This window comes from Thalassospira sp. MCCC 1A01428 (assembly GCF_002115825.1).
In the GTDB taxonomy this organism is placed as follows: domain Bacteria; phylum Pseudomonadota; class Alphaproteobacteria; order Rhodospirillales; family Thalassospiraceae; genus Thalassospira.
The window spans coordinates 55573-77716 of the sequence record NZ_JFJZ01000003.1 but is presented as its reverse complement, the minus strand read 5'-3'; the positions used below and the strand labels follow the sequence as shown (position 1 = coordinate 77716).

19 protein-coding genes and 1 other RNA gene are annotated in these 22144 nt (G+C 54.9%); 5 read left to right on the top strand and 15 right to left on the bottom strand.

What is annotated here, in order from left to right; translation table 11 throughout:
* Window positions 1-87 precede the first annotated feature (87 nt).
* The 9 genes from ftsW to THS27_RS03320 all read right to left on the bottom strand — a co-directional run bounded on the left by ftsW (window position 88) and on the right by THS27_RS03320 (window position 10455).
* Window positions 88-1230, bottom strand: a complete 1143-nt coding sequence (ftsW, locus tag THS27_RS03360) for a putative lipid II flippase FtsW (protein WP_085587869.1) — start codon at window positions 1228-1230, stop codon at window positions 88-90.
* The gene (gene murD / locus THS27_RS03355) at window positions 1227-2654 is read right to left on the bottom strand and encodes a UDP-N-acetylmuramoyl-L-alanine--D-glutamate ligase (RefSeq protein WP_085587866.1); all 1428 of its coding nucleotides are present in this window, start codon (window positions 2652-2654) and stop codon (window positions 1227-1229) included. Before murD ends, ftsW begins: the two co-directional genes overlap by 4 nt.
* A gap of 30 nt (window positions 2655-2684) precedes the next feature.
* Window positions 2685-3773 carry a phospho-N-acetylmuramoyl-pentapeptide-transferase gene (gene mraY / locus THS27_RS03350; protein ID WP_085587865.1) on the bottom strand — a complete coding sequence of 363 codons (1089 nt, stop codon included), beginning with the start codon at window positions 3771-3773 and terminating at the stop codon, window positions 2685-2687.
* Between the two features lie 22 nt (window positions 3774-3795).
* On the bottom strand, window positions 3796-5232 hold the full coding sequence (locus THS27_RS03345) for a UDP-N-acetylmuramoylalanyl-D-glutamyl-2,6-diaminopimelate--D-alanyl-D-alanine ligase (protein WP_085587864.1): 1437 nt from the start codon (window positions 5230-5232) through the stop codon (window positions 3796-3798).
* 110 nt (window positions 5233-5342) lie between these two features.
* Complete coding sequence (locus THS27_RS03340) at window positions 5343-6803, bottom strand: UDP-N-acetylmuramoyl-L-alanyl-D-glutamate--2,6-diaminopimelate ligase (protein WP_085587862.1); 1461 nt, start codon at window positions 6801-6803, stop codon at window positions 5343-5345.
* Entirely contained in the window at window positions 6790-8508 is a 1719-nt protein-coding gene (locus THS27_RS03335; protein ID WP_085587860.1) for a penicillin-binding protein 2, read from the bottom strand. The genes THS27_RS03340 and THS27_RS03335 overlap by 14 nt, the downstream gene beginning before the upstream one ends.
* A complete protein-coding gene (locus tag THS27_RS03330; RefSeq protein ID WP_085587858.1) occupies window positions 8505-8945 on the bottom strand; it encodes a hypothetical protein in 441 nt (146 codons plus the stop codon). Before THS27_RS03330 ends, THS27_RS03335 begins: the two co-directional genes overlap by 4 nt.
* Window positions 8942-9940, bottom strand: a complete 999-nt coding sequence (rsmH, locus tag THS27_RS03325) for a 16S rRNA (cytosine(1402)-N(4))-methyltransferase RsmH (RefSeq protein ID WP_085587856.1) — start codon at window positions 9938-9940, stop codon at window positions 8942-8944. Before rsmH ends, THS27_RS03330 begins: the two co-directional genes overlap by 4 nt.
* Window positions 9937-10455 (bottom strand): division/cell wall cluster transcriptional repressor MraZ, encoded by a 519-nt coding sequence (locus tag THS27_RS03320; protein ID WP_085587854.1) that lies wholly within the window; start codon window positions 10453-10455, stop codon window positions 9937-9939. The genes rsmH and THS27_RS03320 overlap by 4 nt, the downstream gene beginning before the upstream one ends.
* 459 nt (window positions 10456-10914) lie before the next feature.
* Here THS27_RS03320 and THS27_RS03315 point away from each other — a divergent pair, with 459 nt between their 5' ends.
* Window positions 10915-11715 (top strand): EF-hand domain-containing protein, encoded by an 801-nt coding sequence (locus THS27_RS03315; protein WP_085587853.1) that lies wholly within the window; start codon window positions 10915-10917, stop codon window positions 11713-11715.
* 147 nt (window positions 11716-11862) lie between these two features.
* Window positions 11863-13092, top strand: coding sequence for a magnesium/cobalt transporter CorA (corA, locus tag THS27_RS03310; RefSeq protein WP_085587850.1), 1230 nt, complete (start codon window positions 11863-11865; stop codon window positions 13090-13092).
* Here corA and THS27_RS03305 read toward each other — a convergent pair.
* The gene (locus tag THS27_RS03305) at window positions 13070-14083 is read right to left on the bottom strand and encodes a GlxA family transcriptional regulator (RefSeq protein ID WP_085587848.1); all 1014 of its coding nucleotides are present in this window, start codon (window positions 14081-14083) and stop codon (window positions 13070-13072) included. The two genes, corA and THS27_RS03305, sit on opposite strands and share 23 nt — an antisense overlap.
* A gap of 147 nt (window positions 14084-14230) precedes the next feature.
* Between THS27_RS03305 and THS27_RS03300 the strand changes: the two genes are divergently transcribed.
* Both THS27_RS03300 and THS27_RS03295 read left to right on the top strand, forming a co-directional pair.
* Window positions 14231-14794 carry a cysteine hydrolase family protein gene (locus THS27_RS03300; RefSeq protein ID WP_085587846.1) on the top strand — a complete coding sequence of 188 codons (564 nt, stop codon included), beginning with the start codon at window positions 14231-14233 and terminating at the stop codon, window positions 14792-14794.
* A gap of 70 nt (window positions 14795-14864) precedes the next feature.
* Window positions 14865-15488: a pyridoxamine 5'-phosphate oxidase family protein gene (locus THS27_RS03295; RefSeq protein ID WP_085587845.1), complete on the top strand. Its 624-nt coding sequence runs from the start codon at window positions 14865-14867 to the stop codon at window positions 15486-15488.
* Between the two features lie 158 nt (window positions 15489-15646).
* On the opposite strand, the gene rnpB is transcribed toward THS27_RS03295, so the two are convergent.
* Window positions 15647-16048, bottom strand: an RNA gene (gene rnpB, locus THS27_RS03290) — RNase P RNA component class A.
* Between the two features lie 198 nt (window positions 16049-16246).
* Between rnpB and THS27_RS03285 the strand changes: the two genes are divergently transcribed.
* Window positions 16247-17056 carry an ABC transporter substrate-binding protein gene (locus THS27_RS03285; RefSeq protein ID WP_168184810.1) on the top strand — a complete coding sequence of 270 codons (810 nt, stop codon included), beginning with the start codon at window positions 16247-16249 and terminating at the stop codon, window positions 17054-17056.
* A 32-nt stretch (window positions 17057-17088) separates the two neighbouring features.
* On the opposite strand, the gene THS27_RS27705 is transcribed toward THS27_RS03285, so the two are convergent.
* The 4 genes from THS27_RS27705 to THS27_RS03265 form a co-directional block, all read right to left on the bottom strand.
* Window positions 17089-18000, bottom strand: a complete 912-nt coding sequence (locus THS27_RS27705; protein ID WP_085587841.1) for an N-acetylmuramoyl-L-alanine amidase — start codon at window positions 17998-18000, stop codon at window positions 17089-17091.
* Window positions 18001-18003: 3 nt separating this feature from the next.
* Window positions 18004-18876, bottom strand: a complete 873-nt coding sequence (locus THS27_RS03275) for a DMT family transporter (protein WP_085587839.1) — start codon at window positions 18874-18876, stop codon at window positions 18004-18006.
* A gap of 348 nt (window positions 18877-19224) precedes the next feature.
* Entirely contained in the window at window positions 19225-21060 is a 1836-nt protein-coding gene (locus tag THS27_RS03270) for an ATP-binding cassette domain-containing protein (RefSeq protein WP_085587837.1), read from the bottom strand.
* A 192-nt stretch (window positions 21061-21252) separates the two neighbouring features.
* Window positions 21253-22047 carry a TerB family tellurite resistance protein gene (locus THS27_RS03265; RefSeq protein ID WP_085587835.1) on the bottom strand — a complete coding sequence of 265 codons (795 nt, stop codon included), beginning with the start codon at window positions 22045-22047 and terminating at the stop codon, window positions 21253-21255.
* Between the last annotated feature and the right edge of the window lie 97 nt (window positions 22048-22144).

Here is a 22144-nt window from a genome sequence, read left to right as displayed (position 1 = left end):
CGCGAAACTCGGATGGACCTAAAGGCCGGATGCTTCAAGAGAAACCGAGAAAGGTTAATATCCTTTCAAACGCAGGCGAAAAACGGCCTAGTTGGTGCTTCTTTTTCGCGTCAGGGCCAAAATAAAGCCCATGCTGATGGCAATGGCGACAGTTGATGACCCGCCATAGGACACAAACGGCAAGGTCATGCCTTTGGGCGGGACAAGTTGCAGGGTCGATGCCATGTTGATCATGGCCTGTAAACCAAACTGAACCAGAAGCCCGGTTACCGCCAGAACGACAAACATATTGCGTTCGCCCATCATGCGCGACAGGCCCCGCATGATGATGAAGGTGAAAATACCCACCACCAGCAGGCAAAATAACAGGCCGAATTCCTCGCCTGCGACGGCAAAAATAAAGTCGGAATGGGCATCGGGCAGATAGTTTTTAACTGTGCCCTCGCCCGGCCCCTGGCCCATGATGCCGCCATTCATGAAGGCTTCCATCGACCGCTGGATCTGGTAATTGTCGCCCGTTGCCGGGTCAAGAAAACGGTCCACGCGCGATTGCACGTGCGGCAAAATCAGATAGGCCGAAGCCGCCAGGCCAACCACGCTCATCCCCAGACCGAAAACCAGCACGATAGGCAGGCCGGCGAGAAAAATTTGTGCTGACCAGATCGCTGTAATCACCACTGTTTGCCCGAAATCGGGCTGGATCATCAGCAAAATAATGCAGGTTGCCAGCAACATGCAGCTAACGATATAGCCAGGGAAATTGGGGTTTAAGCGCCCTTCGGAAAACATCCAGGCAGCAACAACGGCAAAGGCCGGTTTTAAAAATTCCGATGGCTGGATGGTGACGCCGCCAAAATTGATCCAGCGGACAGCGCCCTTGATTTCCGCGCCAACAAAGGGCGTTACAATCAGCATGGCGACCACGCCTAAAAACATGATCGAGGCGAGCCTGCGCACCCATTTGATCGACAGCATGGAAATGCCACCGGCACAAATAACCGCCAGTGCCAAAAAGAAAAACTGCCTGCGGACAAAGTGAAAGCTATCGACACCAATACGGTCAGCGACAGGCGGGCTGGCTGACATCACCAGAAGTGCGCCGATACCCATTAACAATATGGTTGCTGCCAGCAACCAGCGGTCCACGGTCCACCACCACACACTTAAAACCGACGTATCGGCGCGTGAAAAGGCAGTATTGCCATTTTTATCGCCAAACAGGGATTTCATAAGGACTCCAGACCGGGGGACTGTGACGACAGGGTGCCAAACAGGGTGCGAAAGGCATCGCCGCGGGCTTCAAAACTTTTGAACTGGTCAAAGGATGCACAGGCAGGCGACAACAAAATAATCGGGGTTAGTGGCGCATTTTCATCGTTGGTGTGGCCGGCTTTGTCTGCCCTGGCGCAATCAAGCGCGCGTGCGGTGGCAATTTCCAGTGTGCCGCATTTTTCATAGGGCAAATCGCCATCCAGTTTGGCGGCAAAATCGTCTGTTGCACTGCCAATCAAAAAGGCCTTTTTGATCCGTCCGTACCAGGGTTCCAGCCCGTCAATGCCGCCTTCCTTTGGTTTGCCGCCCAAAATCCAGTAAATGTTGTCATAGGCAGACAGCGCCTTTGCGGTGGCTTCGGCATTGGTGGCTTTGCTGTCATTAACAAAAACAATGCCATCAATTGTGCCGATTTGTTCCTGGCGATGGGCAAGGCCGGGAAAGGACATAACCCCGGCCAGGATATCGGCGGGGGCAACGGCGCGCGCCCGGCACAGGGCATAGGCAAAGGCAATGTTTTGCCAGTTATGTCGGCCGGGCATGTGGGACACGGTGGCAAGGTCCAGCACCGGGTTTTTATGCCCATCCAGATCATCGACCAGCCAGTGATCATCGACATAAACGCCATGCGGGGCCGGGCCGTTTACCGAAATTTCAACCATGCGGTGGCCGCCTTCGCGGGCCAGTTCGGTTGCCATTTGCGCACAGGGTTCATCATCAATTGAAATGATCGCCCATTTCGGCCCTTTTTGGCGGGCAAAAATATTGCGTTTTGCGCCGATATAGCCCGGCATGCCGCCGTGACGGTCCAAATGATCAGGCGTTATGTTTAAAAGCGCGCTGGCATCAAAGGCAGCGTCAGCAATCAGGTCTAACTGATAACTTGAGAGTTCCAGTACGTAACAATCGTTAGTATCAAGGGCATCAAACCCCAAAACCGGATACCCCAGATTGCCGCCAACCTGGGTTTTGATACCCGATTGGGCGATGATATGGGCGGTTAACGCGGTGGTGGTTGATTTGCCGTTGGTGCCGGTAATCGCCAGCATGGGGACATGGGCCGCTGTGGTGCAAAGCAGTTCCACATCACAGATAATCGGTTTGCCTGCCCGGCGTGCTTTTTCGGCCGCCGGGTGCGGGGTTGGAAATGTGGAAGGAATGCCGGGGCTGATCACCAGCATGTCGGGCTGGTTCCAGTCGCATTCTACCAGATTAACCGGCGTGACACTCAAGTCATCAAGCTGATGGCGGCTATCGGCATTATCATCCCAGGCCCAAACCGTGGCACCTGACTTGATCAGGGCCTTCACACTGGCCAGCCCCGATTTGCCCAGGCCCAGAACCGCAACGGTTTTTCCGCGCAAATGTGAAAGATCGATCAATGTCGCGTTCCATTCAAAACAGGGTAAGTCTTAACGCAGCTTAAGGGTGGCAAGGCCGATCAGGGCCAGAATGACTGAGATGATCCAGAACCGGATCACGATAGTGGGTTCGTGCCAGCCCTTTTTTTCAAAATGGTGATGAAGCGGAGCCATGCGAAACACGCGTTTGCCGGTCAGCTTGAACGATCCGACCTGAATAATCACCGATACCGTTTCAAGGACGAACAAACCGCCAATAATCGCCAGGACCAGTTCGTGTTTGGTAACAACGGCAACCGCACCCAGTGCCCCGCCAAGGGCCAAAGACCCGGTATCGCCCATAAACACCATGGCGGGTGGGGCGTTGAACCATAAAAAGCCCAATCCGGCACCGACAAGTGCGCCCAGTAACACGGTTAATTCACCGGACCCGGCGATATAATGAACCTGTAAATAATCGGCAAACTGAACGTTACCAATCAGATACGTGATCAGGGCAAAGCTGGCGGCGGCAATCATGACCGGGACAATGGCAAGGCCATCCAGCCCGTCGGTCAGATTGACAGCATTTGACGCCCCAACCATGACAAACATGGCAAAGGGAACGAAAAACCAGCCCAGATCCAGTAACAGGTTTTTGAAAAACGGAAAGGCCAGCTGGGTTGCCAGGGCCGGGTCGGTATTGTGGGCAATCCACCATGATGCCAGAACGGCAATGGAAAACTGTCCCAGCAGTTTGACCTTGCCCGGCAGGCCTTTGGAATTGCGTTTGGACACCTTTAAAAAGTCATCCATGAAACCCAGAAAACCATAGCCAATGGTAACCAGTAAAACCGCCCACACATAGGGGTTGGTCAGGTCGGCCCACAACAGGGTCGCCACACAGGTAGAAATCAGAAGCAAAAGGCCGCCCATGGTGGGCGTGCCTTTTTTGGTCAGAAGGTGGCTTTCCGGCCCGTCTTCGCGAATGGGCTGCCCTTCGTTTTGGCGGGCGCGCAATTGGTCGATCAGCCAGGGACCCAGCACAAATGCCAGCACCAGCGATGTGAAAACAGCTCCGCCGGTACGAAAGGTGATGTACCGAAACAGATTAAACAGCGGAAACTGGTCAGCCAGCGGGTATAGCAGGTTATAGAGCATCGCCCCTTGGGTCCCTTATGCGTCAGTTGGATGTCGGGGCAGTGCCCGTATGGCCGGATTTTAAAGCGGAAACAATTTTAGAAACGTAAATGCCAAGCGAACCTTTGATTAAAACCACATCGCCATCGCGTATTTCGGCGTGAATGGGGGAAATCGCGTCCTCGGCGGCATCAAAATGGCCTAAATGGCGGTCGTCGGGCAGTTCTTGTGCCAGCAGGGCCATCATGGGGCCAACCGTAAAAACACCGTCGATTCCCAGATGTTCAAGCGGATGGGCAAGGTCGCGGTGCATTTGTTCGGCCTCGGCACCCAGTTCGCGCATGTCGCCCAAAACAGCAATGCGGCGGCCTTTGCCTTCGGGTTTTTCGTTTGCCAGCAGTTTTAACCCGGCCATCATCGATGTCGGGTTGGCGTTATAGGCATCGTCGATCAAAACATACTGCCCGGTTTTGGCCCCGGCTTTGTTGTTGATGGCAAGGATATGGCGTGCGCCGCGCCCGGCAGGCGGGGTGACATCGGCCAAATCCTGCGCAGCCCGCACCACATCGGCACCCAGCTGGTCAACGCAGGCCAAAATCGCCAGCGAATTGATGACCCAGTGTTCACCGGGGCAACCAATGAAATATTCCAGATCACGGCCCCCGACACGGGCCCGAACGGCACTGCCGCCGGTAACAATATTGGCTTCAAACAGGCGGTAGTCGGCGGTGGCATCGGTGCCAAAAGCCTTGATGGTGGATATGCCCAGTTCTTTGGCCCGGCGGGCCAGGGCAAAATAATGCAAATTGTCGCGATTAAGGACAGCGGCGCCATCCTTGTCCAGCCCCTCAAAGATTTCGGCTTTGGCCTTGGCGATTTCGCCTTCATCCTTGAAATATTCGGTATGCGCGCCCACCACGTTGGTGATCAATGCCACCGAGGGTTTCACCATTTGAACCAGCGGGGTAATTTCGCCCGGGTGGTTCATACCAATTTCAAAAACGCCATATTCGGCATCGACCGGCAAGGTCGCCAAACTGAGCGGCACGCCCCAATGGTTGTTAAAGCTGGCCGGGCTGGCGTGGGTTTTGCCCTGTTCGCCCAGAACATATTTAAGGGCTTCCTTGGTGCCGGTTTTGCCAACACTGCCGGTAATGGCGATGATTTTGGCTTTGCTGCGTGCGCGCCCTGCCAGGCCAAGGCGCACCATGGCATCAAGGGTATCGTCAACAATCAGGGCCGGGGCATCGGGCGGTAAAACCGACCCGTCGGAAACAAGGGCGGCGGCACAGCCTGCCTCAAACGCCTTGGCGACAAACTGGTGACCGTCAAAATTCGGGCCTTTTAAGGCAATGAACAAATCGCCAGGCCGGGTTTTGCGGCTGTCGATTGAAATGCCGGTTATCTGCCAGTCGCCAGCGACGATGCCGCCGGTGGCGGATACGGCATCTTCTGCCGTCCATAAAACAGCTTTGCTCATCACGTTTCTTCTTTCCGTTGGTCAGGTCTCTGTCTGTCTGGCAGATCACACGTTACCCCATGCGCTACCCCGCCCCGAAACGGGCAGGGTAGCGGCGGGTATATACGTGGCTAGTTGCCACCCAGCAACAGATTGCGGGCCACAGCCGCATCGTCAAATGGCAATACGTTTGCGCCAACGATCTGGCCGCGTTCATGGCCTTTGCCGGCAATAATCAAAATGTCATTACGTTGCAAGATACCAATGCCGCGTTTGATGGCTTCGGCGCGGTCGCCAATTTCAACCGCCCCTTCGCACGCGACCTTGATGGCGGCACGAATGGTTGCCGGGTCTTCGCTGCGCGGGTTGTCGTCGGTGATAATGGCGATATCGGCATTGTCTTTAACAATGCGGCCCATTTCCGGGCGTTTGCCGGTATCGCGGTCGCCACCGGCGCCAAAAATGCAAATCACCCGGCCCTTGCAATGCGGGCGCACGGCCTTGATCACGGTTTCAAGGGCATCGGGGGTGTGGGCGTAATCGACAAAAACCGGCGCACCAAATTTGGTTTTGCCCACCAGTTCCAACCGGCCCCGCACACCTTGCAGTTTTTCAAGGGCAGCAACCGCATCGTCAATTTCCGCACCCGATGCAATGACAATGCCCAGGGCTGCCAGGGCATTCATGACCTGGAAAGTGCCCATCAGCGGTAAATGCACACTGTATTCGCCATTGTCGATGGCAAGTTTGATTTTCGTGCCTGTGGCATCGGGTTTGGTGGACAGCAATTTAATGCCGTCGCCTTTGGTGCCATAGGACAATATGTCAATGCCGCGATCCTGGCAAATGCGTTGCAGCAGGTCATATTGGGCGATATCGGCATTGATGACGGCAGTACCATCCGCCATCAGCAGGTTTTGAAACAACCGGGCCTTGGCCGCAAAATATTTGGCAAAGTCGCCGTGATAATCCAGGTGGTCGCGCGACAGGTTGGTGAAGGCCGCAACGCGGACCTTGACGCCATCGAGCCGGTGCTGGTCCAACCCGTGCGAACTGGCTTCCATGGCAACATGGGTTACACCAATATCGGACATTTCGGCCAGCGACTGGTGCAGGGCAACCGGGTCGGGCGTGGTAAGCGACCCGGGGATTTTGGCCCCGGCAGCGCGAATGCCCAATGTGCCGATGGACCCCGATGTTTTACCCAGCAATGTCCAAAGCTGTTCGGTGAAAACAGCGGTGGATGTTTTGCCATTGGTGCCGGTAATGGCGGCAATGGTATCGGGCTGCTTGCCGTAAAAACGGGCCGCAAGCTGCGCATAACGCTGGCGCGGGTTTTCAACCGGAATCAACGGCACGGTAATGGCCGGTGTTTTCGGGGTATTGGTTTTTGCCAAAATCGCCGACGCCCCCAGTTTGATGGCGTCGTCAATATATTTGGCACCGTCTTCTCGCGCCCCCGGAAGGGCGGCGAACATATATCCATCACGGACTGCGCGTGAATCTGCGGTCAGGCCCTTGATATCAGGGTCCTGTCCTTCGGCATGTTTTAATGCCGCCTGATCTCCTGCCATAAGCTCAGAAAGACGCAAGTTTGCGTTCCTCTTTGCGAAGATCCAAACGCAACGCTTGCTCTATTTCCGGCGCCTTCGCGTACGCCGGTTCGATCCCCAGTAGGGGAGCAATACGTGTCACAACCTTACCCACTGCCGGTGCTGCTACCCAGCCGGCCGTGGCGTATCCATAAGTTTCTTTTGTTCCTTGCGGACCATCTAACGTCACCAGAACCACATAGCGCGGGTCCTGCATCGGAAAGGCGGCCACAAAGGTAGACATTCGGGCATTCTTTACGTAGCGCCCGTTAACCAGCTTGTCGGCTGTACCGGTTTTTCCGCCAAGGAAGTAACCCGGTACGTCGGCTTTTTTGCCGGAACCTTCGGTAACAACAAGACGCATCAAACGGCGCATGTCGTCAGAAGTCTTTTTTGAAATAACCCGCACACCTGCCGGGGCACCGTCCTGTTTCAGGATCGTGCTGGGGCGGCGAATGCCGCCATTGGAAATGGTTGAAATGCCATTCACCAGTTGCAGGGGGGTAACCGCAATGCCATGCCCGTAGGAAATCGTCATCAGGTTGATTTCACGCCACGGGTTGGGCAACAGCGGGGAGGCGACTTCGGGCAGTTCGACATCGGACGGGTCGAGAAAGCCAAAGTCTTTCAAATATTTTTTCTGGGTTTCAATGCCAAAATCCATCGCCATGCGGGCCGAGCCGATATTCGAGCTGTAAGCCAGGATTTCGGGCACTGTCAGCCAGCGGTTTTCGCCATGAAAGTCATGGATGGTAAACCGGGCGACACGCATGGGTTTGGTGGCATCGTAGGTGCTGTAAAGTGTCGATGTGCCGGTATCAAGTGCGATGGCAGCATTAAACAGTTTAAACACTGATCCCTGTTCGTAAACACCCAGCGTTGCGCGGTTAAAACGCGCATCTGCCGGGCCCTGACCGGGACGGTGCGGGTCAAAGTCGGGCAGGGAAACCATGCCCATGACTTCGCCGGTATAAATGTCCATTACCAGGCCGGTGGCCCCGGCGGCACTGTATGTTTCCATTGCGCTGGAAACCTCGGCGCGCAGGGCATGCTGCACCCGGATATCAAGCGACAGGCGCAACGGGCCGGAATTGCTGCGCAGATCATTGTCAAATTCGCGTTCGGCGCCGGCAATGCCGTTATTGTCAATATCGGTAAAGCCCAGCACATGGGCAAAAAGGCGGCCTTGCGGATAAACGCGGCGTTCTTCGCGCTGAAAATTCAGGCCGGGAATACCAAGCGCATTGACCTTGTATTGCTGGTCCGGGGTCAGGTTGCGGCGCAACCAGACAAATGCCTTTTGCGAGCCCAAATGGCGGATCAGCGTATCGCGATCCAGGCCGGGCAGCACGGTCAGCAAATGGTCGGCCGCGCCAACCGGGTCCTTGATCACACGGGCATCAGCATAAAGCGAACTGGTCGGAAGGTCGGTCGCCAGCAAAATACCGTTGCGATCCACAATATCGGCGCGTTCGGTTTTAAGTTCCTTGCTATCCGTGCCTGCGGTTAAATCAGGTTCGTTGCCCTGTTTTAGCACGGTGGCATTAAACAGGCCCCCGGCGATCCATAAAAAGCCGATGCCGAACATGATGCCGGTAATAAAAATGCGGTTACGCGCTGTTTCCAGCGCGTGTTTTTCACGTTGTTCGGGGCCCAGTTCCGGGCGATCACCGCGCAGCCAGTATGAAAAGCGTAACAGGTTCATTGCTGGCCCCCGGTTTCCGGGGCAGGAATGCCAACGCTGGGGCCATCAATGATCATGTTTTCCGATGCTTCGTCATAGGCGCTTTCGCCTGGCCGGTCGCGCGGGGCGGGCATATAGGCCACGGCTTCACCAAATTTGTCCAGACGGTAGCGTTTGGCATCGGTGTCGGTCGGAATTGTGTCGATGCTGGCCATTTGCAGGGGCTGAATCTGGTCAAGTTTCAGATATTCCCGGGCCAGCTTTTCAATCCGGCCCGGTGCGTTCAGATAGCTCCATTCCGCCTGAAAAACGTGGATGCTTTCCTGTTCGTCAAGAATGTCGGACTGAATGGCGGCATAACGCCGTTCCAGACGTTCCACTTCGTGCGAAACCCAATAGGTGCCAACGCCGATCAAAACCGTCATTAAAAACCAGAAACCGGTTACGATTTTGGTCATGCGGTGCCTCCTGCTTTAAGGGTGGCGGTGGCGGGCAGGTCGTTGCGCGCTGCAGCGCGCAATTTGGCCGACCGGGCACGCGGGTTGGCGCGCAACTCGTCTTTCTCAGCGGTGACGGCCTTGCGGCTAAGTGTGCTGAAGGTCGGTTTGGCGGCTTCGGGTTCGCCGGGCAGGCGGCGCGACTGTTTGCGCGGGTCGCCGCAGCGTTCCTTGAAAAAGGTTTTCACCAGCCGGTCTTCCAGTGAATGGAAGGTGACAACTACCAGCCGTCCGCCCGGTTTCAAAATGGCTTCGGCGGCATTTAAGGCGCGGTCCAGCTCGCCCAGTTCATCATTTACGTGGATGCGCAGGCCCTGAAAAGTACGGGTCGCCGGGTCGATGCCATCTTTGGATTTACGCACAACCGATCGCACGGCACTGGCAAGCTGGCCGGTGCTGGTAAACGGGGTTTCGGCGCGCATTTCCACAATTTTATGGGCGACCTTGCGCGAGGCGCGTTCTTCGCCAAACCGGTAAATGACATTGGCGATGTCTTCTTCGTCGGCGGTATTGATGAAATCAGCCGCGCTGGGGCCAGACATCGACATGCGCATATCAAGCGGGCCATCGGTGCGAAACGAAAATCCGCGATCAGCCTGGTCGATCTGCATCGACGACACACCGATATCAAGAACGATGCCATCCACCTGTGCAACACCGTGTGTCGGCAGCAGGGTTGCCATATCGCCAAAGCAGCCTTCAACCATGTGAAAGCGTCCATTATAGTCAGCGGCCAGTTTGGTGCCGGTTTCAACCGCGCTTGGGTCGCGGTCGATGCCATAAAGGGTGCAGGGCGCATGATCAAGAATGGCGCGGCTGTAACCGCCTGCGCCAAATGTGCCGTCTACAATGATTTCGCCTTCGGCGGGTTTTAGATATTCCAGCACTTCGCGCAGCAAAACCGGTTTGTGCGGGGCCGGCGCAGACGGGTCAAACAGCAAGGGGGATGTTGTCATGCCTCGTCCTCCGGTGTTTCCACAGCAGAACCGGGGGGCATGCCGGCGCTACGCGCAGGGGACGCGGCAGCCGGTTTCAGCTTAAGGGTTGAACCGCGATTGACAACCCGGGTGCGGCTGGCGGTTTTACGATCAGCAAAGGTGTCGGGGTTCCAGATGCGGAAGGTGCGGCCCCGGCCCACAAAGGCAACCTGATCGGTGATGCCGGCATATTCGATTAATTCGGGTGGCAAAATGATGCGGCCTTCGCCATCAAACGGCAGGGCATGCGACGCGCCAAGGATGGTGTCGGCAAGGTCTTCTGCCTCGTCGGAAAACATTTCCAGATCGTCAAGCGATGCCGCAATGCGTTCCATGTGGCTTTCAGAACAGCCTTCGACAGTGGGTTCCTTGGGGGATTCATAAACATAAATGCCGGCAAATCCGTCTTCTTCAAGGGCGGCACGGAACCGTTTGGGCACGGATACGCGCCCTTTCCGATCCAGTTTGTGAATGTGCGTCCCGGTGAACAGCACCCGCCTTAATCCCCTGAAAATCGACCACTGGAAAACGAAGTTTGGAAAAAGACATCGCCAACCAGACGTCTGTGCCCCACTCGGCACCGCTAAAATGCCTATGGAATGGGGTACCATGGGATATCATGGGGGTCAATGGGAATTGATGGGTTCAACTATGAAATTTGTGGGCAATTCTGCCCTTTTCTGGCCTTTTTTGGGTAGGGGCATATTGGGCTGAACAGGGCATAAAAGGTGCGATTTCAGTATGTTTTTGCGTTTTGGACCATGAAAACCCAAATATGACCATAGCAGCCCATCGGGGATTGGTTTTTGGGCCAGGATGGAGTTTGATGGGATAAATTGTGCCTTTGCCTGTTATGATCTGCCTGCCCGCCCTGTTGCGAACCGGAGTCAGTTTTGCAAATAAAGACTATAATCAGGTTAATTGCCTGCCAGGTTTTTGTGCCTTGCCTGTTGATGACTTTGCCTGCACTGGCCCAAAACAGTACCAGCAGTCAAAGCCGTTCGGGCACGGCAAACCATGGTAAAAACCAGTCGGACAGCACTTATAGCGCCATTTCCCCGCAAATGCGCCAGATGCTGCCCGCCCTGATGCAGCAATTGCAAAATAACCCCGCCCTGTTGCAGCAATTTGGTCTTGGCGGGCTGGGTGGGCTCGGCGGTTTTGGTGGCATGACGGGTGCCGCAGTTGGGCAGAGCAGTGATGATGACGGGTTTGGAACGGGCAGTGCGGGGATTCCCATGCCGGCCATTCCCGGTGTTAATGTGCCCAATGTTGCCGGTGCGCAAAATGGCAATGGGGCCGCCGGTGCCAATGCCGCAACGCAGGCACAGATGGATGCTGCCCGCAAGGGCGGGCTGGTGGTGCCGCCGATGGCGGTGCCCGAGCAGGTTACGATTTACCGGGCGCAATATCACCCGTCCGACATTAATCAGGATGGCCGGATCAATGCCGACGAGGCAGCAAGTTATGCGGCCTGGATGTTTCGCCGTCATGACATAAACGGTGATAATGTGCTGGTGATGCGCGAATTTTCCGCCGTCGAGGCCTTGCCCGGATCGGCCGATGCCAACCGTAACCGGTTGCGTACCGAGGCCCGCAGACTGGAATTGCTGTTTCCTGAATTTGACAGCAACCAAAACCAGATGATTGAAAAAAGCGAATTCATGGCAAAGGTTGCGGCAACATTTGATGAAAAACGCGGAAATGCAAGTGATGTCAGCCCGTTTGTATTTCAGACGGTTTTACCGTTTTAGCTGTTAAGGGGGCAGCGTGCCGACCTGTCGATAATGCTGTTGATGGCGGGTATGTTAAAGAACTGTCACGACTGAAAGGGTGACAAAACCGGCCTTGCAGGTCATACATGGCCAAAATGTCCCGGTCCGAGATGACGGAGAACGTACATGGAAAGCAACGAAATTTACGCCCCGCTACGCACATCGACAGATGGCGATGCGCCGGAACATACCGAAGGCGACGTTACCGTGTCCGGGGCGGATGTTGAAGAACATGGCGCGGTTGAACTGAGCGCGAAACACGCTGGCGACCATGATGACTATGACGCCGAGGACGACATTTACCGCGATAGCGACAACCCTACCGAACAACTCGATCGCGAGCTTGCCCGGGAACATGTTGACGAAACAGGCAACGATGCAGGGCACGAGGCAACCGGCGAACGGGCCGGTGAGCTTGCGGTGCTGGCGGGAACCAAAATCGTTGCACCGGGCAAGGCGGCCAAGGCCGCCCCGGTATGGATTGATTTGTTCGAGCCAACAGCCAGCGAATTGCGCGCGATAGAAGCCCGTTTTGGCATTGAGGTGCCAACCCGTGAAGAAATGCAGGAAATTGAACTTTCATCGCGTTTGTATGATGAAAACGGTGCGTTGTTCATGACGGTAACGGTGTTAAACAAAGCCGCAACCGACGACCCTGAATCCATTGCCGTTACCTTTATTATGGTCAAAAAAACGCTGATTACGTTGCGTTATGCCGACCCGATCCCGTTTAAAACCTATACGCGGCGGGTGAAGCGCACGCCGGGGCTGGCAAGTTCGGCTGACGCGGTTTTGCTGGGTTTGCTGGAACAGATTGTTGACCGGCTGGCAGATATTATGGAAATTTCTGTTGCTGATCTTGAGAAAATTTCCAATGCGGTGTTTTCCAAGGAAGGCAACGGATCAGACCAGGATCACCACGAAAACCTGCGCCGTATTGGCCGGGCAGGCAACCTTGCCAGCAAGGCCAAGGATAGCCTGTTGAACCTGAATCGCATGGCGCTGTTTTTAAACACCCAGGCCCGGTTTAAAAAAGACCCGAAAGCACGGCTGAAAACGCTTTCACGCGATATTTTGTCGATTACCGAACATGCCAATTTCGTTGCCAACAAGGTGACGTTTCTGCTGGATGCGACACTGGGCATGATCAACCTGGAACAGAATAATATCATCAAGATTTTTTCGGTCGCGGCGGCGGCGTTTTTGCCCCCCACCCTGATCGCCAGCATTTACGGTATGAACTTTCAGTTCATGCCCGAACTGCATTGGCAATTTGGCTATCCGCTGGCGATTGGATTGATGATTTTGTCGGCCGTTGGTCCGCTTTGGTATTTCAAACGGAAAGGCTGGTTGTAAACCGGGCGCGATAGGCGCCTGGCGCAACACCCAAATGTTTTATAAAGCAGCGGCGCATACGTTCGTCGTCGCCAAAGCCGCATAAAACGGCAATATGGGCAATGGTGTTATGGGTGGTTTCAAGATAATCGCGTGCTGCATCCATCCGCATTTTTTCCAGCGCATGGGCCGGGCCCGTGCCGGTTTCACGGGCATAAATACGCGAAAAATTACGCGGGCTCATATGGGCCTGTGCCGCCAGGTCTTCGACGCCCAGCCGTAAATGCAGGTTTTTCCGCATCCACACATGCAAGGCATCAAACCGGCCATTACGGTCATAGGCCTGTTGGTTTAGGGGCTGACTAAATTGCGACTGGCCGCCGGGGCGCTTGATAAACATGATCAGGCCGCGCGCCACGGCCAGCGCTGTTTCTCGGCCCAAATCCTCCTCGATCATGGCAATTGCCATATCTATGCCGGTGGTTACCCCGGCTGAAGTCCAGACCGGGCCATCGCGTATATAAATCGGGTCGGGTTTGACGTGGGCCTTGGGAAACCGGTTTTGCAACCTGTCGCACCAGCGCCAGTGGGTAACGGCATTTCGCCCGTCGAGAATACCGGCAGCCCCCAGTAAAAACGCGCCAATACATATGGATGCAATCCGGCGTGCCTGTGTTTTTTGGGCCTGCAACCAGCCCAGCAATGCCTGGTCATCAAGGGCGGTCAGAGGTTCGTCGGTTCCTGCGACAATAAGGCTGTCGATGGGCTGATCTGTCAGATCTGCCAGTGGCACCGTTGGCAGGGCAATGCCGGTATCGGTAACGATGGCACCACCTGTTTGTGATGCCAGAATAATTTCATATGGCGGGGCAGGCGGTATGTTGGCATGGGGTGTGCCCTGGTTTGATTGCACCAGCAGGTTGGCATCGTGAAAAGCCTGTAATGGCCCCGTTATATCGAGCAGCACCGATTGCGGTGTTATTATAAAAACCACGCGACGATGTGCTTTCATGTGACAGGTCCTTTGATGGGGAACGGCAGATGTTTTGGCATAAATAAAGGGGTATTTGTCATTTATGCCAAGGGTGGATGCGATAGTCTAGCCCGTATAAAGGGCGTTGCCATTTGGCAGGGCCGGGTCTGACAAGGGAAATCTGACATGACGGATATAGCATCACATACACAGCCCACCTTGATCATGATCGACTGGCAAAAAGGTTTTCGCGACCTGAATTATTGGGGGCAGCGCAATAACCCCGCTGCCGAACATAATGCGGCCCGGTTGCTTGCACGTTGGCGTGCCCGGCAAGGTCCGATCATTCATGTGCAGCATTTTTCAACATCGCCGCAATCGCGGTTGTATCCGGGCCAGTCCGGCCATGAATTTGAAGATTTCGCCCAACCGAAAGACGGCGAAAAAACCTATGGCAAAAATGTTAATTCGGCTTTCATCGGCACGGCCCTTGAGGCGGATTTACGGGCATCTGGCGCAGGAAAGCTGGTGATTTGCGGCATTAGTACGGATCATTGTGTAAATACCACCACGCGGATGGCGGGCAATTTGGGATTTGACGTGCTGTTGGCCGGTGATGCGTGTTTTTGTTTTGACCGTTATTTGCCAGATGGCGGTAAAGTGGACGCACAAACCGTTCATGATGTACATCTTGCCAGCCTGTCGGGCGAATTTGCCACGATATTGACGACGGAACAGATCCTGTCATAAAGCAGTTATTGCGATTGACTTGCAACTTTGTTTGACGCAGTTTGTGCCATCCCGCATACAGGAGGCCCGCATGGCAAAGATTGAAACCCTTGATCAACTACGGACGATTTACGGTGATCCGCTGGAAATTGCCCTGCAAAAACAGCTTTCTGCGCTGGATAAACATTGCCGTCGTTTTATTGAGCTATCCCCGTTTGCTGTTATTTCGTCGGCAGATGGCAAGGGGTCGGCCGATGTCAGCCCCCGCGGCGACGGGCCGGGTTTTGTCCATGTGCTAGATGATAACACCCTTTTGATGCCGGATCGCCCCGGTAATCGCCGCCTGGATACATTGACCAATATTCTGGTTAACCCGCAGGTGGGGCTGCTGTTTTTTGTACCAGGCATGAATGAGACCCTGCGTATTAACGGCACGGCCGAACTTGATGATGACCCGGAACTTTTGAACCTGTTTGCCCATACCGGAAAATTGCCAATCAGCGTGATTAAAATCACGGTTGAGGAGGCCTTCTTGCATTGTGCCAAATCACTGATGCGGTCGCGCCTGTGGCAGGTTGATGCCCAGATCAACCGCAAAAGTTTTCCAACACTGGGTGCCATCATTAAAGACCAGTTGTCGATTGAAGGCGGGGAAGAGGTATCGCAAGAAGAAAGCGATGCCCATTTTGCCAAGTCGATCGCTGAACGCGGATAACAGATTTCGGAATGTAATTTCGCCCGGCAAGGTTCGTTTTGCCGGGCATTTTTATGGCCAAATGGCACGCGGTCGCAATATGTGACGGTCAGGGAAATGCACGGCCTGTTGCAAAGCCGGGCCTTTGGGCACGGGGCCTGTGCGAACCGTAAAAAGAAAATACCAGATGGCCTGTAAGCCGGGTTCTGTCCATGCGGCGAACCGCACTGTATGGCCATTCATCTGGGACGTTCGTCGCCGAACGCCTCCTGCAACCAACCCGAATGGTGGCTCGAAAACCTGCCTGCCGACAACGGCGAACCGTCCGGCCGACCATTCCTATTAGGTTTTGCTCCCGGTGGGGTTTACCATGCGTCCCGCGTTACCGAAGGACCGGTGCGCTCTTACCGCACCCTTTCACCCTTGCCCGATGGCTTGCGCGATCAGGCGGTTTCCTTTCTGTGGCACTTTCCCTAGGGTCGCCCCCGCCAGACGTTATCTGGCACCGTGTTTCCGTGGAGCCCGGACTTTCCTCCCCTTTGTGCATCGCTGCACATCAGGGCGGCCATCCAGCCATCTGGTGGGCGCGGTTTACGCCAGCAATGCGCCAAGGTCAAGAAAAAGCGAAACATATACCGTGGGTTGGGATGTGCTTATCCTTTTGCATGATAAAGATGCAAGGGAGCCTTGAATAATTGCAGTTTGATGACCACTACTTAAGGGTAGTATAACCTCACAGTTGATTTTTAATCCCCTGTCATCGTGTTCTGGAGTCTCTATTGCGTTTTCTGGTCATCACACTTGCCATATTCGTTGGGTTTTTGGGCCGGTCGCCACAGGCAGCGGCCGACGAAATACGCCTGTGCTATAGCCGGTGGGAACCCTATGCTTATGATGATGGCGCAGGGGCAACGGGGCTGGCAATTGATATTGCCCGGCAGGCATTTGAAACCACGGGGCATAGTGTCAGCTTTACGCAAATGCCCCATTCGCGGTGTCATTTTGGCATTCGCTATGGGGTGTATGACGGGGTTTTGTTTGAAAGCCTGAAGGAAGTTACGGTCGAACCGTTGCAGGCCTCGAAATTTGGCCTGATCAACCGGGTTATGGTTGCCGTTGTGCGCGAAAGTTATCCCCACACGGCCTATGAAGGGCCATCAACCTTCGAGGGGGCCAACTGGTTACATGTGCAGGGCGATGATTATCCGGAAAAAATCATCTCTGATTCCCAAATGTACCCGGTTGATGTTGGCGAAAACGCGCATGGCCTTTTGATGCTGCGAAAAAATTATGTCGATGTTGTTTTTCGTGATCTTGCCAGCCTGCATTTTGGCTCGGACGCTGTGCGCGAACCGGCGGGGTTAAAAACCCTGTTGCCCGCCGTGGACATTGAACCGTTTTATTTGCGCTTAAAAACCGAACTGGCGCCGGTTCTGGCTGATTATGACGGGGCAATAACGGAAATGATTGCCAATGGCAGCATTGACCGGCTGTATTATAAACATCTGGGCTTTAGCCAGATCGCCTTTAACCGCTATTTTTCCGGCAGCAGCCAGCCAACTTTGCCGCAAGACCGGCTGATGCCGTAACCGGCATTATAATCAGCTGTGATTACTCTGTGTTATGGCAGGGGTGGGCACTGGCCTATCAGGTCTGTCAGGATGGCAAGGCTTTGTTCGTCCGCCCGCCCGTTAAGGCAGTGGGGGCGCCAGTGGCGTTGAAACGCGATCCGGTTATCTATTGCTTGCCCCGGCCCGTAACCAAATTGCGCTAACAACCTGTCAAACAACACCTCGCAATCACCCGGGGAAACGCTGCCTGCTGCGTCGGCTTCCGGCTGGTCCGGGGGGGCTGTGTCTTGCAGGGCGTTGACGGGGCGGGACTGGTTATCAGTTACAATTGTTGCGGCAATAACGCCATCCATGATGGATGTTTCATTGCTCCTGTCGGCGGGCGACGCGAAATTCTGTTTGCTTTCGTCGGGGGGGGATTGATTCCGTATGTCGGTTTGGGGCCATAACCCGATGCCGTTCTCAGCCAGCTTTTGCCATGGAAACAATTCGCCGGGGTCTTCCTTGCGGTCCGGCGCCATGTCGGAATGGGCGATGATATTGTGGGCTGGAATATCGTGTCGGCCCAACAGTGCCTGGCACAGGGCAATAACCGCATCGATTTGGGCAATGGCAAACGGGCGATAGCCAAATTCATGGCCGGGATTAACAATTTCAATGCCGATGGAAGATGAATTGATATCTGTGCATCCGCGCCAAAATCCGCGCCCGGCATGCCAGGCGCGTTTGGATTCAGCTACCAACTGGTAAATACAGCCATCTTCCTCGACCATGTAATGGGCCGAAACCTGGGATGCCGGGTCGCACATGCGGGTCAGGGCCATTTCGCCATTGGGCATACCGGTGTAATGCAACACCAGCGTATCAATGGCGGCCCCCGCCGGGCGGTCGCCAAAATTGGGCGAGGGGTGCCAAATAATGGTCGGCACGGGCTTTGTCGGCTGTTCGTGCTGTTCCGCCATGGGTTAATCCATTCCCTGTTCCTGATTTTGCGGCGGTTTGCGAAACATGATAACGGCAACACCAACCAGAACCGTTAACCCGCCAATGATTTTAAAGCTGCTGATGGCTTCACCAAAGATCAGGATCGACCCGGTGACGCTGACAATCGGGGCGAGTAACGACCATGGCACAACCTGGTTCACATCGTAGGTTTTCAATAGATAATACCACGACCCGTAAGCGACAATCGACGACATCACGACGGTGAAACTTAAATTTGCCCACGCCATCCAGCTTGCATTCATAACGGCGTTAATCGCATCGGGTTCCAGAATAAACGATAAAACCAGCAATTGCGGGGCTGCCATCAGGGCCATCCAGCCATTTAATTCAAACGTGTTGATGTCGCCCAGTTGTTTGATCAGGACATTGGCCACAGCCCACATCAGGGCCGCAAACACCACCAGCAACAACGGAACCTGCAAATCCGTCATTGACGGATCCCAGAACATTAGCGTCACGCCAACGAAGGCCAGCGTCATTCCTAACAGGCGTTTCCAGCCTAGCCGGTCGTTAAAAAAATAGGTTGCCAGCATTGATGAAAAGGGAACACCCAGTAAAACAATGATCGCAACCGGCCCCGCATCGAGCATCGACAAGGCGTAAAACAGCACCCCGAAATGACCAAAGCCAAAAACAACCGACAAGACGGCCAGCTTGCCCAGTTTTGCACGCGGGATTTTGGTAAAGGGCACCAGCAACAGGGAAACAGCGGCAAAGCGCATGGCGGTAAGCATTACCGGGGGAATTTCGCTAACTGCCCCTTTAACCGTAAGCACGTTAATGCCCCAGATAATGGCAACAGACAGTGATAAAAGGGCGGCTTTTAAGGGCATGACACAACCTGAATGGGCAGGGGCGATGATGCAGGATATGCAAACACCCCCGCACGTAAATGACTTTGCATTTATGGTTACGTGTTTGTCTGGAACGACTCAAGCCCCAAGCATGTAACCCCCGGATGCAAAAATGTGCAGCCTGCACGTATTTTTGCGTGCGGCCATACCTGCCAATCGGGTTTGAAAACAAAAACAGAGAGAACCGGCGGGTTCTCTCTGTCTGTTTATTTGCCGCTGGTGGGCGGGGGTGTTTTGTGCCGCCTCTGCGTATTTGCCGACAAGCCAGGTGGCACCTGCTGTGAGGCTGGCCTTGGATCTGCGAGCAGATCTTACGCGGAGCAGCTGTTATTCAATGCCCAGTTCGTCGCGCATCATTTCAACTTCCAGCCAGCGTTCCTCGGCTTTGGCAGCTTCGGCGCGGGCGGCCTCCATCCGGTCCAGTTTCTTTTGAAACGCATCGGGGTTGGAGGTAAAAAGCGTCCCGTCGGCAAGGTCTGCTTCGATTTGGGTTATCTCGGCTTCGAGTTTTTCAATCTGACCGGGCAGCGTGTCGTAATCACGCTGGTCCTTGTAACTTAACTTGGCCTTGCTTTTGGGTTTGGCCGGGGCGGCATTGCCCCCCTTGCCACCACCGCGTTTGATCGGTTTGGTGTTCGATGTGGCATTTTCCGGTTCGGCCTTGGCCGAAAGGGCGCGCAAATGCACATAATCGGAATAACCACCGGGATATTCGGTGGCAATGCCATTGCCTTCCATGACGATGGACGATGTAACAACCCGGTCCAGAAAGTCACGGTCATGGCTGACAAGGATCAGCGTACCTTCATATTCCGACAGCATTTCCTGCAACAGGTCCAGCGTATCCATATCAAGGTCGTTGGTCGGTTCGTCCATGATCAGAAGATTGGTGGGCTTTGCCAGCTGTTTTGCCAGCAACAGCCGGTTACGCTCGCCCCCCGACAGGGCCCCAACGGGGCTGCGGGCCTGTTTTTCATCAAACAGGAAATCGCGTAGATAGCTAACCACATGGCGCGGGTTGCCACGCACCATGATCTGGTCGCCGCCCACATCGCACAGGGTATCCCACAGGGTTTTGGTATCGTCCAGCGCGGCACGTTTCTGGTCAAAATAGGTTGGCGTCAGGTTGGTGCCGATTTTGATGGTGCCTTCGTCGGGTTCGATCTGGCCGGTCAGCATTTTCAAAAGGGTGGTTTTACCCGCCCCGTTCGGGCCAATAATACCGACCTTGTCGCCGCGCAAAATGCGGGTCGAAAAGCCGGAAATAATGTGTTTGTCTTCCCATGATTTGCCAATTTCGGTGGCTTCAATCACCACCTTGCCCGATGTGGACCCGGCATCGGATGCCAGCGACACATTGCCAATGCGGCCTTCCTGCTGGGACCGTTCATGGCGCATGTCATATAACCGGCGCAAACGGCCCTGGTTGCGTTTGCGGCGCGCCGAAATGCCCTGAACCGCCCAAACTGATTCTTGCGCAATCAGTTTATCCAGTTTGGCGCGTTCTTCGGCTTCCTTGCGATAAACTTCTTCGGACCAGTCATCAAACAGGGCAAAGTTTTGATCATTGCGGCGCATGACGCCCCGATCCAGCCACAGGACCCCGTTTGATACCGCGTTCAAAAATGCCCGGTCGTGCGAAATCACCACGACGGCACCCCGAAACGCCTTGATCTCGCTTTCCAGCCATTCAATCGTTGGCAAGTCCAAATGGTTGGTTGGTTCGTCCAGCAGCAAAACCTGCGGGTCGGCAATCAGGGCGCGGGCAATCGCGGCCCGGCGGCCTTCACCGCCTGAAAGAGTGTTGGGGTCGGCTTGCGGGTCGATTTTAACAGCATCGAGCAGCATATAGGCGCGATAGGCGTAATCCTGTTCGTGATCGTCCAGCGCGTCGAGAACATATTCCTCGACCGTGCTGTATTTATCAAAACGGGGTTCCTGCGCCAGATAGGCCACCTTGCAGCCCGGCTGGACAAATCGTTCGCCGCCATCGGCCTCGATCTCGCCGGCGATGATTTTAAGCAGGGTTGATTTGCCGCCGCCATTGCGCCCAACCAGGCACAGGCGGTCGCGGTCGCCAATCGCCAGCGACACATCGGAAAACAGATCATTGCCGCCAAAGGTCAGGCGGATGTCGTTAATATTGATCAGCGGTGGCGCCATGAAAAACCAAAACCTTAAAACCGGTGTAAATGTTGCCCCCTGCAAACCGCAAAAAGCGCTGTTGTGCAAGTGAAATCATGATTTCACCGGGCACAGCAGCCGTGCAAAAGCACGCGGGCAGGGTGTTTTTGCAATCATGCCAGCACCATCGGGCTTTGATGCCTGCGACGATGCGTGTTTATGATGCAGGGATCAGATATTGCGTTCCTTGCAAATCTGGTCCCAGGCGGCATTGATGCGCGCCATTTTTTCGTTGGCCTGTTCGACAAATTCTTCGGGCATCCCCTTGGCCATTAACAGGTCGGGGTGGTTTTCGCGCGAAAGTTTGCGATGGGCAGCCTTTAATTCCTCGTTGCTGGCAGAACGGGTCAGGCCAAGCTGTTTATAAGGGTCAAGCTGGCCCGACGGGGCGGTGTTGCCCTGGTGAACGCGGTCAAAATCAACATCGGCAAAGCCAAAAATATTGGCAACCTTGCGCAAATATTCCTTTTCTGCAGGGTGCAAATTGCCATCAGACAGGGCAATCTGGTGCAGGGCCTCAAGGATGCTTTCCAAAACAGCGCGTTCGCCGGCAAACATTTGCGCAATCTGGCGGGCATAAGGTTCGTACCCGTCAGGCGATCGGCGGGCGGCATCAAAAATTTGTCCAACCTGGGCGGCATCTGGCCCCGTGACATGAAACAACCGTTTAAAGGCGTTGATTTCCTCGCGGGTGACGTTGCCGTCGGCCTTGGCCATTTTGGCTGCCAGCACGATAACGCCGGTGGCAAAGGCGATCTGGCGCGGGTCGGCACCGCCGAACTGGCCGGCACCCTGACCCCAGCTTTGGCCCCATGGCCCGCCTTGTGATGAAATGCGTTCCTGGTTAAAGCCGCCATCATTGGCTTTGTCGACCATATGGCCTGCTGTTGCGCCCAAAATGGCGCCCAGCGGCCCGCCCAGGGCAAAACCTGCTGCGCCGCCAATAATTTTTCCCCAAATGCTCATGGTCTCAATGCTCCGATCGTGAAATAGGGCGGTGCAACGAAACACGGCGCCAGCGGAAAGTTATGTTGCCTGACAAATAAGATACCAATGCCGGCAG

Bases quoted from the DNA above. Each gene is read 5' to 3' on its own strand.
- ftsW (WP_085587869.1), bottom strand. From the start codon at position 1,230: ATGAAATCCCTGTTTGGCGATAAAAATGGCAATACTGCCTTTTCACGC.
- mraY (WP_085587865.1), bottom strand. From the start codon at position 3,773: ATGCTCTATAACCTGCTATACCCGCTGGCTGACCAGTTTCCGCTGTTT.
- THS27_RS03345 (WP_085587864.1), bottom strand. From the start codon at position 5,232: ATGAGCAAAGCTGTTTTATGGACGGCAGAAGATGCCGTATCCGCCACC.
- THS27_RS03335 (WP_085587860.1), bottom strand. From the start codon at position 8,508: ATGAACCTGTTACGCTTTTCATACTGGCTGCGCGGTGATCGCCCGGAA.
- THS27_RS03330 (WP_085587858.1), bottom strand. From the start codon at position 8,945: ATGACCAAAATCGTAACCGGTTTCTGGTTTTTAATGACGGTTTTGATC.
- rsmH (WP_085587856.1), bottom strand. From the start codon at position 9,940: ATGACAACATCCCCCTTGCTGTTTGACCCGTCTGCGCCGGCCCCGCAC.
- THS27_RS03315 (WP_085587853.1), top strand. From the start codon at position 10,915: ATGACTTTGCCTGCACTGGCCCAAAACAGTACCAGCAGTCAAAGCCGT.
- corA (WP_085587850.1), top strand. From the start codon at position 11,863: ATGGAAAGCAACGAAATTTACGCCCCGCTACGCACATCGACAGATGGC.
- THS27_RS03305 (WP_085587848.1), bottom strand. From the start codon at position 14,083: ATGAAAGCACATCGTCGCGTGGTTTTTATAATAACACCGCAATCGGTG.
- THS27_RS03300 (WP_085587846.1), top strand. From the start codon at position 14,231: ATGACGGATATAGCATCACATACACAGCCCACCTTGATCATGATCGAC.
- THS27_RS03295 (WP_085587845.1), top strand. From the start codon at position 14,865: ATGGCAAAGATTGAAACCCTTGATCAACTACGGACGATTTACGGTGAT.
- THS27_RS27705 (WP_085587841.1), bottom strand. From the start codon at position 18,000: ATGGCGGAACAGCACGAACAGCCGACAAAGCCCGTGCCGACCATTATT.
- THS27_RS03275 (WP_085587839.1), bottom strand. From the start codon at position 18,876: ATGCCCTTAAAAGCCGCCCTTTTATCACTGTCTGTTGCCATTATCTGG.
- THS27_RS03270 (WP_085587837.1), bottom strand. From the start codon at position 21,060: ATGGCGCCACCGCTGATCAATATTAACGACATCCGCCTGACCTTTGGC.
- THS27_RS03265 (WP_085587835.1), bottom strand. From the start codon at position 22,047: ATGAGCATTTGGGGAAAAATTATTGGCGGCGCAGCAGGTTTTGCCCTG.